The organism is Shewanella sp. HL-SH4, from assembly GCF_051164845.1.
GTDB lineage: Bacteria > Pseudomonadota > Gammaproteobacteria > Enterobacterales > Shewanellaceae > Shewanella > Shewanella glacialimarina.
In genome coordinates, this window is sequence record NZ_CP195037.1 from 3,829,075 (window position 1) to 3,843,781 (window position 14,707).

The window sequence follows — 14,707 nt, forward strand, 5'->3', positions numbered from 1 at the left end:
AAAATGCAATACATAAAAATTATGGTGGAGCTTGGGAATATAATGAGATAATAGGTTTTATTAAACTACATATTTTAGGTTCACAAATTAGAGGCGAATATTGGCAAGATGATAAAAAATGGTTTGTTAAATCGAGAACTAAGCTGTTCAAATATGTAACTCATAAATTAGCTCCTGAGAATTCGTTTTACAAAGAGGTAACAAACGCAGAAATCTACCAAACTATTTGCTCATACGTCGATGATTGTCGTAATGAGTTAAAAGGTCGTCATATTGACGATTCTAACCTCAAAAACATAGGTAAATACGTAGATTGGAAGTCATTAATCAAAGGTTTATAACAATTTGATTAATTAGACTAAAAACCGCAGTCTATTTTCGCTACGCTCAAGTTTAGCCCACAATTTTTCGCCAATTTTTAAGGCACTATACCTATTGAAAGGATTTGCGATAGATGAGCAAAATTGAAGAAAGTCTTACCATATTCTTCGATATCGAAAAACAGGTACGTGAGCATATAAATACTCATAGATATCAGAAGGTTTTGATTTCAGAGTTAGATAACTGGAATCAAATATGTAGTTCATTAGATACCCTTGGTGACACTGGCTTGGCATTGCAAAGCTACTTTAAATCGGAATATCCTGATGAAACTGGATTATCGTATATCTATACATACGGGCTACTACAAGCGTTATTTATACAGCAAGATGCAATGAATCATTTATCAGAAGCATTTGATGTACCATATAAACTGTCAGAAGAATTAAAAGGTATTAGAGCAGTTAGAAATGCCTCAATAGGTCACCCAACAAAGAATCACGTAAAGAAAACAACGTACTTTAATCACATATCTCGTATTTCTATGAGCAAAGGTGGTTTCACCCTTGCTCGTTTCTACGATGAGGGTAAAAGTGAATTCATCGACGTAGATTTTTCGGAAATTGCAGAAACACAGCTGATGGGCATCAATACAGCATATCTATCAATTAATGAAAGGCTTCAAGAAATTGACGAAAAGCATAAGGCTAAATTTATGGAAAAACCGCTGGTAGACATCCTTGACTCAACAATGAGATATATGTTTGAGAAAGTAGGACAAGCTATTTACTCGCCTTCGAGCTCAAATGTATCCTTTGGTTTTAAAATGCTTGAGTCGATTGAAAAAACATATAATGAGTTTCAAGGTGCACTGCAAGAAAGAAACGAGCTTACTGATTATACTAAGTACGACCTTGATGAATATTTTCATGGCATTGAGCGAGTAAAAGATTATTTGACCAACTCAAATACTAAGGATCTTTCTGAGCATGACGCCAGAATTTACTTGTACTACCTGCAAGAAAATCACAAAAGCTTCGAAAGTATTGCACGAGAAATAGATGAAAGTTACGAGGAAGAATAGGTATCAAGTTGCTCAAACGGACAAAAACAGCTGGCTTTTACTTGTTTTTTGCCAGCTATTTTATTGCGTTTTTAGCAAAAGGTTACCCATAGCAATTTTAATGCGATATTCAAAAATTAGAGTTGAGAATCTAACACGCTTTTGCCCCATTCCGAGTTTGGGTGGGTGATACGGTTATTTCAGGCATCAAAATTTTGACCACATTTTAACAATACTGCACAGTAGCTACTAAATCACAGGTGAGTCTTGCCTGAGTGTCATAGAAAAGGGGCATCGAATATCACGTATCGAATGATGTTCACTTTAGCTATGAGTTATCTAACTAAACATTACTCATCAATAGCATTTTATGTAAGAAAGGTCGTAATCTTTGCAACTCTGGATAAAATGGATACCTTGTAAAAATCTATTTATTATCTCTCAGGGCAGAGAGCTCAAGCCAAAGTCTCATTCGCATAGTAATAAAAGGGGAAAGTATGACGTCAGGATTACCTAAAATGACCAGAACCATCAGTAAGCTGGCCAATGAACTTGGTATCAATATTGAGACGGTGCGTTTTTATGAACGACGAGGAATGATCGAGCAACCGCTAAAGCCAGATCTGGGCTATCGTCATTACCCAAATGAAACGGTGAACCGTATTCGCTTTATCAAACGAGCCCAGGAGTTGGGATTTACGCTGGAGGAAATTGCTAATCTATTGAGCCTAGAGGATCGCCCATGCAGTCAAGTCCAAGAGCTTGCCGAGCATAAACTCGGCGCCGTCAGAGACAAAATGGCGGATTTACGACGCTTGGAAACAGCACTCAATACACTATTGCTGCAGTGCCATAGCAATCAAGATGACAGCCATTGCCCCATCATCGATTCCCTGCAACCCTAAACGACTCTACCCACAGAAAAATTCCGCTTGACTCCGTATATAGGTACGGCACTTACACTTATTCCATAGATTGAAATCCGAGGAGTAAGCCGTGTCCCCAAAAAATCCTAATCTGCCCATTATTGGTGGCATTGTTGCCGCCGTTGGCGCTGGCCTGTGTTGCGCTGGACCTTTCATATTGTTGTTGCTGGGAGTCAGTGGCTCATGGATTGGTAACTTGACCCTATTAGAGCCCTATCGTCCTATTTTCATTGTGTTGGTATTGGCTCTGTTTGCTGTCGCCGGTCGAAAAGTGTATCGCCCAGTGGAAGCCTGTGAGCCAGGAACCGCATGCGCCGTGCCGCAAGTGCGCAAGCGTCGACAGGTCATTTTTTGGTTAACGGCACTGGCAGCGCTAGTGCTAGTGACTAGCAATTACTGGATTGTCTGGTTTGCTTAAGTGCAGCACCAAGGATTTGGCGTTAACCAATTGAAGATTAATGACAGAACACAGCGATTCATAGCACTTACACTTTTAACTAACACTTGGAGAATACAATGAAAAAAGTCACGTTATTAACCCTTATGGCACTCACCAGTTTGACTGCTGCTGCCAAACCACAAACTGTGACCTTAGACGTGCCCACCATGAACTGCGTCACCTGTCCTTTTACGGTGAAAAAATCGCTGCAAAATGTTGCAGGCGTCAGTGAGGCCGATGTCACCTTTGAGACCAAGGTGGCAATTGTGACCTTTGATGATGAGAAAACCACGGTCAAAGCGTTAATCGATGCGACCACCAACGCAGGTTACCCGTCAACTATCAAACAATAGGAAGAAGGCTATGACCAATTTATTCAATATGCTGACACGCATCGGTGATAAAGCGGGCTCCTTGGGTGCTGTTATCTCTGCTATGGGCTGCGCCATGTGTTTCCCGGCGATTGCCAGTTTGGGCTCTGCCCTTGGATTGGGGTTTCTTAGTCAATGGGAAGGCCAATTTGTTAATACTTTATTACCTCTATTTGCTTGGGTTGCCTTAGTGCTAAACGGACTGGGCTGGTTCAGCCATAGGCAGTGGCATCGTAGTGCTCTGGGTATGTTCGGCCCTGCGCTACTTTTGATATCACTTTACCCCTTGTTTCGATACGGCTGGAGTAGCTATGTGACGTATTCTGCACTCGCAATGATGGTGGCAGTTTCTGTATGGGACATTTTTTCACCCGTAAATAAGCGCTGCGACGATGACAGTTGTGCCGTTTAAGCCAATGATTGTTTACCTTAATTGAAGGAAAAAAATGAATTTATTACCTATACGCTTATCCATACAGGGTATGACCTGCCCAAGCTGCGTTAAACATATTAAAGAAGCACTCGATACCGTTGAAGGCGTCATTAAAACAGAGGTGTATTACGAAAACGCTTTAGCATATATCACTACTCGAGATGATGTAAATGTAGCTGAACTTATCCTTGCGATTAATGCTTTAGGCTACATTGCAACAGAACTTAAAGGCATGACAATCCGTGGTGACACAAACCAGAAAGAAGACTATAGCTTAAAGCAACAGGTCGCCATCATTGGCAGCGGCTCAGGGGCATTTGCCTGCGCCATTAAAGCAGCCGAAGGCGGTGCCAAGGTTACACTCATTGAAGCCAGTGATGTGATTGGCGGCTGTTGTGTCAATGTTGGCTGTGTGCCGTCAAAAATTTTAATTCGAGCAGCACAATTGGCTCAACAACAACGAAGTAACCCGTTTGCTGGACTAGAAAATCATACTCCAGCACTAAGTCGTGCGCTGTTATCTGAGCAGCAAACTGCCCGAGTGGAAGAGTTGCGGACAGCTAAATACCAAAATATTCTAGACAACAATCCTGCGCTGAGTTTAATCAAAGGTTTTGCTCGATTTAACGATGCCAATACCTTAATCATTAGTAATCTTGATGGTTCAGAGCAAATACTACATGCCGATAAAATATTAATTGCTACTGGTTCAACACCGACGATCCCGCAGATTGATGGCCTTGCTGGCACACCTTACTGGACATCCACAGAAGCATTATTTGCCAAAGCGCTACCACACCATCTGATCGTGATTGGCTCTTCTGTGATCGCGTTGGAGATTGCACAAGCTTATCGCCGCTTAGGTAGCGAGGTGACGGTATTGGCGCGTCATTCATTATTGTATGCAGAAGATCCCTTGCTAGGTGAGAAGCTGACCGAATGTTTTCAAAAAGAAGGCATTAACGTGTTGAATCACACTCAGGCGACAAGCGTTTCATATCATGGTGAACAATTTACGCTAGAAACCAATGCAGGTACTGTGATTGGTGATCAACTGTTAATCAGTACCGGACGTAATGCTAATACTAGTCAACTTAATCTTGCCGCAATCGGTATTAAAACTAACGAAGGAGGTGAGGTTATTGTTAATGAGTGGATGGAGACCAATATTTCTGGCATTTATGCCGCAGGAGATTGCTCCAATATGCCACAATTTGTCTATGTTGCCGCAGCGGCAGGCAGTCGTGCCGGTGTAAATATGACCGGTGGAAATGCCACACTGGATCTAACCACTATGCCCGCAGTGATCTTTACCGACCCGCAAGTAGCCACTGTGGGGTTAACAGAGTTTCAGGCCAAGGCGCAAGGTATCGACACCGACAGCCGAGTTTTGGGTATGGAAAATGTGCCACGAGCCCTAGCGAATTTCGAGACCGACGGCTTCATTAAATTAGTGGTAGAAAAGAAAACCGGAAGAATTATCGGTGCGCAAATTTTGGCACATGAAGGCGGTGAAATTATTCAGAGTGCAGCCTTGGCCATTCGCAATCGCATGACTGTCACAGAGTTAGCCGATCAACTTTTCCCTTACCTAACCATGGTGGAAGGGCTAAAACTTTGCGCCCAGACTTTTAATAAGGATGTTAAAGAGCTTTCATGTTGTGCTGGGTAAATCATCACTGATTGATGTGGTGTTCTATATGATGTGAATTTGAAATCAAACAAGAACAGTCGAAGATCGGTGGTACTAAATGCTACCGAGACTTAGCTTTTTTTTGTTAAGAAATGAGTGTAGACGTGTAATTATTTGTATCCCAATCCTACTAACTATGACCAGTCACCCCCAAAGGAGGTCATCATGGTCATACTAAACCGTGGACAAAGAAGTGGTGTCAAAAAGCCTTTCAGGCTTGAATAAATTTGGCGTATTCGTACCAGACTCGAGATTGAGGATAACTTGATGCAGTTAGCACTATTCAATTTGGCTATTGATAGCAAACTTAGGGCAAGCGACTTACTATCTTTGAAAGTATGCGATGTTTCTTCCCAAGACAGGATGTTTAATCGAGTTAAGCATATCCAGAAGAAGACTGGTATTGAAGTTCAATTTGAAATTACAGCCAGAACACAACAAAGTTTGATGAAATGGCTCTTACTTGCTTCGTTAAGCGCAAGCGATTTTATTTTTTCTAGCCCTAGATTGAAACAACAGTCAATTAGCTACTCGTACTATAGATGCATAGTTAGGAAATGGGCATCCAATCTGGGATTAGATCCAAATCTATATGGAACCCACACTATGAGGCGAACCAAAGCGACTCTGGTCTATGCAAAAACAAAGAATATACGAGCAGTTCAGCTTTTGCTAGGTCATACAAAGGTAGATAATACGATAAGATATCTTGGTGTTGAACTGGAAGATGCTCTCATAATTTCTGAAAATACAGATTGCTAATATGAAGTAGCCCTAGAGCCTAGGGCTACTTCATCAACGACAAGTTAGCGGGTTTCTTTCAGGTTAAACTTTGTCCAAATTTTAGATACCCAAAACGTCCATTATTATGAGCCAAAGGAATTAGTTAGAGATAAAAGGTGTCAACAATTACTTGACCAGAACATTTTTCTGCAGATTTTCTGATGAATCAAATTCCCAATTCAATTTCAAACCTAACTCATTTCTGTCCAAAAACGGTGTTAAGTGATGAATTATCCTTAAAACAAAAGTCTTTGCCACCAAGTATATAGAAAGCATTCTGATACATAGATTGTCCTAAAAAATTTTTTTTGATAAAGACATTTGATTATGTAACGATATCAAGTTGCTTTTACTGAACTCACCGTAAAAGTAACTTGTTGCGGCTTGCCCTGCAACGACCTTGTAAATATAGGTTGAGAAACTACAGGTGAGTAGTGATGATCAACTTTTTCGCATTCATCTATGTGTTGAATTAATGCTTTGATCGCATTTTTATATTGCTCAGGTACTCTCATCACTATCGTTTTTTCATATCGAGTCTTACGGCCAGCACCTTTACGTACACCACCATGCGCCCCTTTATTTTCTTCACTTTTATCTGCCATACTTAGAATCTCTTGATTACGTTACGATATCAAGATAGCTTGATTTCGTTACATAATCAAATAAAACGTTACAAGTTCGTTGCTCCACAAGTAAAAGAGCAATGCATTATTAGATTGTAAAAAATAGACTTGCACCTTGATATTTTACTGCTAATATTACTGTAATTATATACAGTGGTTTTGTTTTATGCGTGTTATACCTATACCAGCCCGTGCGGGCATCACTGGCTTTGAAAGCCCTGCGGCTGAATACTCTCAGTTAGGTATTAGCCTGGATGATTTACTGATTGAGCATCCAAGCTCAACCTTTATAGGCATTGCTCAAGGTGAGTCGATGCAAGACGTCGGCATCTTTGATGGTGATATGATCATTGTTGATCGTCATGAGACGGCTCGAAACGGCGATGTCATCGTTGCCAATTTTAATGGCGAGTTTGTTTGTAAGATTCTAGACACCAAGCGGCGTGTTCTCCTTTCTTCTAATCAGCAATACCTGCCTGTCATAATTCATGAATACGATGATTTTAGTATTGAAGGCGTAGTCACTCGTTCTATTCGTTGCCACCGTCAAAGCCCTCTGTTGTGCGGTAATTAGATGTTTGCTCTAGTTGACGCTAATAGCTTCTATTGCAGTGCAGAACAAGTCTTTCGCCCTGATTGGCGTGGTAAGCCTGTTATTGTGCTAAGTAACAACGATGGGATGATTGTTGCTGCTAATCGTCAAGCTAAAGAAGCTGGCATTGGGAAGTTTCTACCTTACTTTCAAGTTAAAGCTTTATGCGCTCAACGTGGTGTTATTGTCTGCTCCTCAAACTATGAACTCTATGCTGACTTATCTAGCAAAATGATGGACATCATTGGCCGCTTTGCCCCTGAGCAACATGTCTACTCTATTGATGAAAGCTTCCTCTCTTTTAAAAACTGCTATCCCGCTATCAAATGCCTCCTTACTCAAGGCCAGTTAATCCGCCGTGCAGTGTGGAAAGAAGCGCGATTAGCAGTCTGTGTGGGTATTGGTGAAACGCTTACTCTTGCTAAAATCGCCAACCATGCAGCTAAGAAGATTGAGGGCTACAAAGGGGTTTGTTTCATTAGTAATGAGCAAGAGCGTATTGCTATTTTAAAGCAGCTTGCTGTAGGGGATGTTTGGGGCATAGGACGCCGAATAAGTAAGAAACTTGAACTAATGAATATCCGTACAGCGTTTCAACTCGCGTCCATGCCGCCGACTTTGGCAAGAAAGCAATTTAGTATTGAAATAGAACGTACCGTTCGTGAGCTTAACGGCCAAGCCTGTAAAGTATGGGATGAGGTGAGGGCAGATAAAAAGCAGATATTTTCGACTAGAAGCGTAGGTGAGCGGATCACTGATTTTGAGTCGTTACAGCAAGCATTGAGTAAGCATGTTGCTATCGCATCGAGTAAAGCACGTAAGCAAGGCTCAAACTGTAAGACTATGCTGATTTTTGCCAGCAACTCACCTCATGATGAACGGCCAGTAAGCTACAAAGCTATTGTGCATTTCCCATGTCCAACCAACTGCACTATTGAGCTAACCAAAGCGATGAGTGAAGCCGCACCAAAGCTTTTTCGTGAAGGCATACATTATTACAAAATCGGTATAGGGCTTATTGATCTAGCCAACGAAAAACACAACCAATTCGATTTGTTTAACCCTCCTAAAGCTAATCCAGCTTTGATGCATACGCTAGATGACATTAACCAACGTTATGGAAGTGATACGATGTTTCTAGCAGCGCAAGGCATAGAGCATAAGTGGTCAATGCGCCGTGACCTGCTAACTCCGCAATACACAACCAAATGGCTCAGTGTACCCAGCATTAAGTGTTAACTAGGTTTTCGCATTGATTAATGTTTTCACTGTTAGTATCACTCATATGCTTGGTCTGACTAGATAAATCAGGCATTATCTAGTCACTGTTCCTTAGCTTAAAGTTTTCAATGAACCTCCTCAAAATTGGTCTACCACTCTTTCTACTGGCTCTCAGCTCTACAGCCATTGCAGCAGGAAATACATCTAATGACTCATTCAACAAAGCAAAGAAGATGCTCGAGCGGGAGGTCTATCAAGATCACCGCGTAACCATCTACTGTGGTGCTAAATTTGACGCTAAAAAGAACATCGAAGCACCTACAGGTTTTGTTACTTCTAAATACATTAAACGGGCAAAACGGGTTGAGTGGGAACATGTAGTTCTAATGTACGCATGATTTTATGACTGTGAATGTTTGGGCTTGATACTCAAATAAATAAGACTTAGTTTAAGGCTGTACTTTTATTGGACAGTCTTATGGATGAACAAGATTTTTATAACATCACAATCAACGTGCAGCCCTATCCTAAGTTGGCTCAATCACTTGTTAATGACTCCGGTGAGAGCACGTTAAGAGTAAAAGACTCAGCGGTTCCTGAGCGTGCATTAACCATCATTGTTCAACCCGATGGATTGCCCCTATACCCGCAAAATCAGTTTCTTTATTCATTGTTAAAAGATGGGAAAAAGTCAACTGAGACCGATGCTCAGGCGTTACTTGCTTTCCAGCGATTCCTAACCCATCAAAACAAAACCTACAAATCAATAACTGATGTGCCAGAAGAAGGCGCGCCGTGGTTATTCGCAGATCACTTACTTAGCAACCTAAAAGTGATAAACCCAGCAACAGCACAGGTACTACGCAACCCTGAAGGATATTCGTTATCAAGTGCAAGAACCTACATCGATGTAGTGATCAGGTTTTACAAATGGCTCCATAGAAGTGGGTTGCTTTATATTACAAGAGACAATAAACCTTTTGAGTTTGAAGAGGTGACATTAAGACGTGATCAAAGCGTAAACAACCACGACCTACTAGGGCACTTGAGCAACAAACGTAAAGCGATAACTGTTCAAACAACATCCCTAAAAAAACGATTTCCTAAAATTCAATCAACGCCGCCGCACTTAAAGTTAAAACCAATGTCAGTTGAAGATAAAAAAATCTTCCTTGAGCACCTTAAGTGCAACTACAACCAGGGCTATGCAAAAACTATCGGTTTAATGCTTAGGTTCGCAATTGAAACAGGATTACGAGTTGGGGAGTTGGTTACATTCCCTGCCAATGGTGTTCACTATCCAATGACCAACTCACTATTAATCCCTTTTACAATAGGGCCAGCGAATGGTTGTGAAACCAAATTCACAAAGCAGCGTGATATACAAGTCCCCTACAGCCTAATGCTTGAACTCGATGAGTACCTGCATAAAGAAGGCAGAGACGATCTGCTTACAAAGGGTGTTTATCGAATGCGTCAGGAACACCAACAGGAAATGGAGGCTAAAAAAACTGCGCACAAGAATCATGGAATTTTAGGTGACTTTAAAGAATCGAAATTTGTCGCTAGTGAACATGTTCGCTTGTTTATCAGTGCACATGGATTGCCCTACAGCAAAAGCACAATACAGGCACACATGAGTCTGATCCGAACAAAAATACGAAAGACACACCCTAATTGGTACTACAGAATTCATGATCTGCGCTCAACATTTGCAACCTATTGGCTGGAAGAACAGACAGAAAAACGAGGGCTAGTGTTCGATCTTTTAATGCAGGAATTAGCTAGTCTGATGGGGCATGAGTCAACTCTAACGACTGAAAAATACACCAACTTTATGAATGATAAGCAGGCCAAACTCGGTTACGCATCGAGAAAAAACAAAGCAGCTCAAGACGCTTTCGGTGCTAAATAATGACAGGATTTAGAACAAGCCCATTAAGTAAAGAGGGCCTAGAGCATGCCCAAGTCACGCTACGAGAGCGTGACATTGTAGATATAAACATATTGACTCAAGAAGTGACCCTTGCCAACAAAACCAAATATCAGCTTAATTTCAAGGTATTGCTGGGTGACAAAAGCTGTAAAATTAGGAAAACCGCTGTTTATAATCTGGCTAAGGCACAAGCAGAACGAATCGAAGATGGTGGTTCATCAGATACTGTTTATAGGCACTATATTTCATTTAGCAGCTATGTCCGCTTTTGTGACAAAGAGGATATAGACCCCTTTTCCAAAGCTGGCTTTCTCTCGTACTGTGGTCGTGACGGTGAGCTTGCTCGCCTTGTCGCATTAAAAATCAAGCCGGTAGATTACATCTACCTCTATGAAAATGGTGCCGAAGTGGGGTTGAAAGAATCCTCGGCTTCAGGCTTTAAATCTGATACCACCCAATGCCTCATCGCCGCCAAGGTTTTCAACCCCCGTTGGGACAGAGATACGCTTCAGTTCAAAGGGAATAAAAGCCCTGTAACACCTTATAGTCAGAAGGAATTCAACAGTCTTCTTCGGCATTTGCAGTTAGTGTTTTTTTCAATTACGAGTCAATTAATAGCCTCTAAAGAGAAGGATGAGCATCTAGAAAAAGTCACGGCTGTGATTGACGAGCTTGAAAACGGAGAGTTCGTAACGATTGATTTGCATGATACTGCACCTAAGCGCGGGAACATGAAGACCAACCACCAATCTCCTTTCAATATCGCAATGAGTGCAGGGTATTTATTGTTCTGTCACTACAGCAGTTTCAATACGACGTCAATTTTGAATGTATGCCACCCAATCAAACTAGTTGAAGACAGAAAACTTAACAGAACAACGAAATACGTGAGTATCCGTGCATGGAAGAGTCGAGCCAATAAAGTTGTGGAGGGTGTATTCTCTCAAGAGCCCATAATCGATGACGGCTATGTAAACTTAGAAATAGATAAGCGCGATGGATTAACGTTTATCAATACACTCAGCAAGCTCTCTGAACTTTTTAATCCTCAATTTAACAATGAACCCAACCCACCATTGCTATACAGCTTATCTAACAAAGATGGTGTAAAGCCACTTCATTTACAAATGGGAGCAAGAACTTTAAATGTTCTCTTTCATGCGTATATCGATAATAAGGCGATTCACGCCCCCTACCTTATTGAGCGATTTAATGAGGTTGTAGATAAGAAAATCATTACCGAGGTGCGCGCCTCAAACGGTATCATCGTTAAAAAACCTAAAAAGTTATTGCCTCGGGATGTTAAAAAGAGAGCAATCAGCCTAGCTTTCGGAGCATTACGCGCCCTGACGGACAACAAATTGAAAGGAATCTGTATGCCTCTTACCTACTCTGATGCAGATGCTAGGGGCTATGTGCACGTTTCATTCAAGTACGACAGTGGCTTGGACGGTAGTTTTGAAGTCGAGAACCGACACATCCCCTTTTTGAGGACGCTAGAAAGTTACTCAGCTCATTACAATCCAGTCAAAATTAGTAAACGCAGTAACGCTAAAAAATGCACCCCATACTTGCTTCCGTTAGGTTCAAAATTGTGTACATACCAATGGGAGGGGAAAGAGTTACCCTTTGCCGATTATTTAAAGAAGATCGGGATCTATATAGGGGATTATTACCTATCGCTAAACGCTCAAAAGTTCAGGTCGACTTCAGCCAATAACAACTTCAATCCCAATGATGGTGGTTTAGGTGTGGCAACGTCACTCCTGCAAAACACAGTAGCTACGTTACGTGAGCACTACATCAACGGCTTGCCTATGCAAAACCAGCTCATAGCAAGCCAAGCGATTGAGGTACTGGAGGCGTACACCAAAGGCACATCACTTGAAGATGCAAAGTCAGAGGTTAAAAAGAGGCGGAAGATAGAGGTGCTTGAATATGATGAGTGGAAAGCACTCAGAATGCCCACAAATCTGAATGGACTGCTTTGTGGTGGTGAGCCATCTGGAGATGCAGTAAAAGAGCATCGAACCTCAACAAAAATCTCTCAGTCGATGCTGGATGAAGGCATGCAGATAACGTGTTATCAATACGACAAGTGTATCGACTGTAAAAGTGCAAAATTAGTGAACGATGTTCATAGCGCATACAAGCTGCTGTCATATGTAGAACTCCTTGAAGATTCAGCGAGTTCAATGCCAGAGAGAGCGGCTGAGCTGAATGAGCGTGCAGAAAGCTTGCTGACCCTTGCTGAAAACAACCTATCCGGAGCAGTACTGGAAGCGGCTGAAAAAAAGTTAATCGCAGATGGACGCTACCTCCTTCACAATAACGACTTCTTAGGCTCAATGGAGGCAGTGAATTACTATGCTTAAATTAAACTACGATGTAAAAAATCAGTTATTTAAGGCAAATCAATTGGTCGGATACGACAATTATTATCATGATTTTTTGTTGCCCATAATGAAAGCTGGGAAATGGGACGATGTGGAGAAAATGGATGTGCTTCACATGCCAAACGGGGAGGCTATTCGGTTCGGTCAAGATGTTTGGGATATGCGCTCACTAAATGATGACCTATTAAGAACGATTAGCTTCACCATTGAAGGAAGAAAATTAGAGCGCAACATCACCAATGAGATAAAAGCATTCAGTCTTGCGCTAATGTTAACGAATGGTGCACATGTGGAGGGCTACACGGTTAAATCGTATAATATGGCGCTTCGTAAGCTGGCTCATCATATGCTGAATAACGGCTGGAACAGTTTCTCAGATCTCAATGACGACAACCTAAAAGAGTTCGCTCAAGCGCATCCAGATCTTTTTTTACAGCGTCCGCCAGTAACCGCACTCAACGCTTTATTATCATATTATGAAGAGTTACCTTTTGAGCTTTATTTCTCCAAGCAGGATAATAAAAAGCTTGGGATAAAACTCAAAGAGCAACAGCAGAACCTTGTTATTCCGCCACGCATCTACACCGCTATGCTCTACACTTTTTCGGCGGATGTGGGATCAGTTTTGCCACATCTGTCTCAGTTGGAACGCGAGATTGAGCGCATGATTGATATCGAGAAAGGGTTGGCTCGATTTGAGCCGTTTGTTGTTGGGGATATGAGATTCACTACCAAAGGCCAGTTTAAAGGTTATCTGCGCGATCTGGATATGAAGAGCAAGGTCTTGTGCCTCATGTTAAGCGGCATGAGAGTAGATGAACTTCACTCTATGCACCCAGACTATGGTGCGCAAAGTTATGAATATAACAGTCAGAAAATCTTCCTATTTACCACTCGACAATCCAAAATAACGAAGGGGATACAGACTAAAGAGGATCAGTTCGTGACCACTCAAACAGGGCATGATGCGTTTCGCGTATTAACGACTGTTCATCGTCCGTTACTGTCCCTATGTGCCTGTAATAACAGTTACTTTGTATCCCTGAGAGAAACTATTTCACCAAAAACGTTAGAAAAAGGAAATTGGGCGAGTCGTATGTCCGACAACGTAAACATATGGCTTAATAAGCACATGGATAGTGCTTTAAATACGGACGATACAAGCTTTCTTCGTGTTACTAATCCGTCCAATACCAATTTTGAAGAAGGAAAGCCTTTTAAGTTTAAACCCCACCAAACTAGGCGCAGTTTCGCCTTTTATATGATTGGTCTTGAGCTGATGGCCTACCCTCAGCTTAAACAACAGCTGTCTCATTTAAGCTCAGCCATGACGCGCCACTACGCAAACAATGCAACCTATTGGGGGGCATTGAGATACGAGATAGAAAGCGAGCGCACATTACAGCAGTCAACAATTCTGGCACGAGTCTATGAGCGAATAGCAAACAAAGAACGTGTTGCCGGAGGCAAAGGTAGAGCGCTCAATACCATTGCGGGAAACTCGGACTTCTTTGATAGAGATAACAATAGCAGGATGCTTGAGCCTGCTTATTGGGAGAGGTTAATTAAAGAGGGAAATAAGCATATCCACGCCATTGCACCCGGCATTTATTGTACTAATTCCCAGTGCGACATGCGGATCAATGTTGCCCTTGAAGAATGTGTTAATTGTGAGTTTGACGTGATAGTGGATGGCATGTATGCCGAGGGGAAACGTCTTAATGCAAGTAAGAACCTAGCCCTGCTAGATGAACAAAATGAGCTAACACACGGTGTCGCATCTCAGTTAGTCATGCAAATAAGAAGCTGTGAGGCCATTTTACGAGACTTAGAGATCCCCTTTGAACGAGTTAAATTGCCACAAAGTGTCACTCGCATACTAATCAAAACAGTTGCCATATAAGGAG

13 protein-coding genes are annotated in these 14,707 nt (G+C 41.7%); 12 read left to right on the top strand and 1 reads right to left on the bottom strand.

Features of this window, described 5'->3' with window-relative positions; all coding sequences use genetic code 11:
• The first annotated feature begins 454 nt into the window (after positions 1 to 454).
• From ACRWQL_RS17775 to ACRWQL_RS17805, 7 genes are all read left to right on the top strand, one after another.
• Positions 455 to 1,405 carry a hypothetical protein gene (locus tag ACRWQL_RS17775; protein WP_182699046.1) on the top strand — a complete coding sequence of 317 codons (951 nt, stop codon included), beginning with the start codon at positions 455 to 457 and terminating at the stop codon, positions 1,403 to 1,405.
• Between the two features lie 497 nt (positions 1,406 to 1,902).
• Positions 1,903 to 2,289: an Hg(II)-responsive transcriptional regulator gene (gene merR / locus ACRWQL_RS17780; RefSeq protein ID WP_182699047.1), complete on the top strand. Its 387-nt coding sequence runs from the start codon at positions 1,903 to 1,905 to the stop codon at positions 2,287 to 2,289.
• Between the two features lie 91 nt (positions 2,290 to 2,380).
• Complete coding sequence (locus ACRWQL_RS17785) at positions 2,381 to 2,728, top strand: mercuric transporter MerT family protein (RefSeq protein WP_182699045.1); 348 nt, start codon at positions 2,381 to 2,383, stop codon at positions 2,726 to 2,728.
• 98 nt (positions 2,729 to 2,826) lie between these two features.
• Positions 2,827 to 3,102: a mercury resistance system periplasmic binding protein MerP gene (gene merP, locus ACRWQL_RS17790; RefSeq protein ID WP_041413222.1), complete on the top strand. Its 276-nt coding sequence runs from the start codon at positions 2,827 to 2,829 to the stop codon at positions 3,100 to 3,102.
• Positions 3,103 to 3,112: 10 nt separating this feature from the next.
• Complete coding sequence (gene merC, locus ACRWQL_RS17795; RefSeq protein WP_160054386.1) at positions 3,113 to 3,532, top strand: organomercurial transporter MerC; 420 nt, start codon at positions 3,113 to 3,115, stop codon at positions 3,530 to 3,532.
• Between the two features lie 34 nt (positions 3,533 to 3,566).
• A complete protein-coding gene (merA, locus tag ACRWQL_RS17800) occupies positions 3,567 to 5,225 on the top strand; it encodes a mercury(II) reductase (protein ID WP_182699044.1) in 1,659 nt (552 codons plus the stop codon).
• A 246-nt stretch (positions 5,226 to 5,471) separates the two neighbouring features.
• The gene (locus ACRWQL_RS17805) at positions 5,472 to 6,008 is read left to right on the top strand and encodes a tyrosine-type recombinase/integrase (RefSeq protein ID WP_310736156.1); all 537 of its coding nucleotides are present in this window, start codon (positions 5,472 to 5,474) and stop codon (positions 6,006 to 6,008) included.
• A gap of 359 nt (positions 6,009 to 6,367) precedes the next feature.
• Here ACRWQL_RS17805 and ACRWQL_RS17810 read toward each other — a convergent pair whose 3' ends face one another.
• Positions 6,368 to 6,634, bottom strand: coding sequence for a hypothetical protein (locus tag ACRWQL_RS17810; protein ID WP_182699043.1), 267 nt, complete (start codon positions 6,632 to 6,634; stop codon positions 6,368 to 6,370).
• A 187-nt stretch (positions 6,635 to 6,821) separates the two neighbouring features.
• Between ACRWQL_RS17810 and ACRWQL_RS17815 the strand changes: the two genes are divergently transcribed.
• The 5 genes from ACRWQL_RS17815 (at position 6,822) to ACRWQL_RS17835 (ending at position 14,703) form a co-directional block, all read left to right on the top strand.
• The gene (locus ACRWQL_RS17815; protein ID WP_182699042.1) at positions 6,822 to 7,229 is read left to right on the top strand and encodes a LexA family protein; all 408 of its coding nucleotides are present in this window, start codon (positions 6,822 to 6,824) and stop codon (positions 7,227 to 7,229) included.
• Positions 7,230 to 8,486: a Y-family DNA polymerase gene (locus ACRWQL_RS17820; RefSeq protein WP_182699041.1), complete on the top strand. Its 1,257-nt coding sequence runs from the start codon at positions 7,230 to 7,232 to the stop codon at positions 8,484 to 8,486. It begins immediately after the preceding gene.
• A gap of 460 nt (positions 8,487 to 8,946) precedes the next feature.
• The gene (locus ACRWQL_RS17825) at positions 8,947 to 10,383 is read left to right on the top strand and encodes a tyrosine-type recombinase/integrase (RefSeq protein WP_432309818.1); all 1,437 of its coding nucleotides are present in this window, start codon (positions 8,947 to 8,949) and stop codon (positions 10,381 to 10,383) included.
• Complete coding sequence (locus ACRWQL_RS17830; RefSeq protein ID WP_432309817.1) at positions 10,383 to 12,779, top strand: hypothetical protein; 2,397 nt, start codon at positions 10,383 to 10,385, stop codon at positions 12,777 to 12,779. Before ACRWQL_RS17825 ends, ACRWQL_RS17830 begins: the two co-directional genes overlap by 1 nt.
• A complete protein-coding gene (locus tag ACRWQL_RS17835; RefSeq protein WP_432309816.1) occupies positions 12,772 to 14,703 on the top strand; it encodes a hypothetical protein in 1,932 nt (643 codons plus the stop codon). Before ACRWQL_RS17830 ends, ACRWQL_RS17835 begins: the two co-directional genes overlap by 8 nt.
• Positions 14,704 to 14,707: the final 4 nt, after the last annotated feature.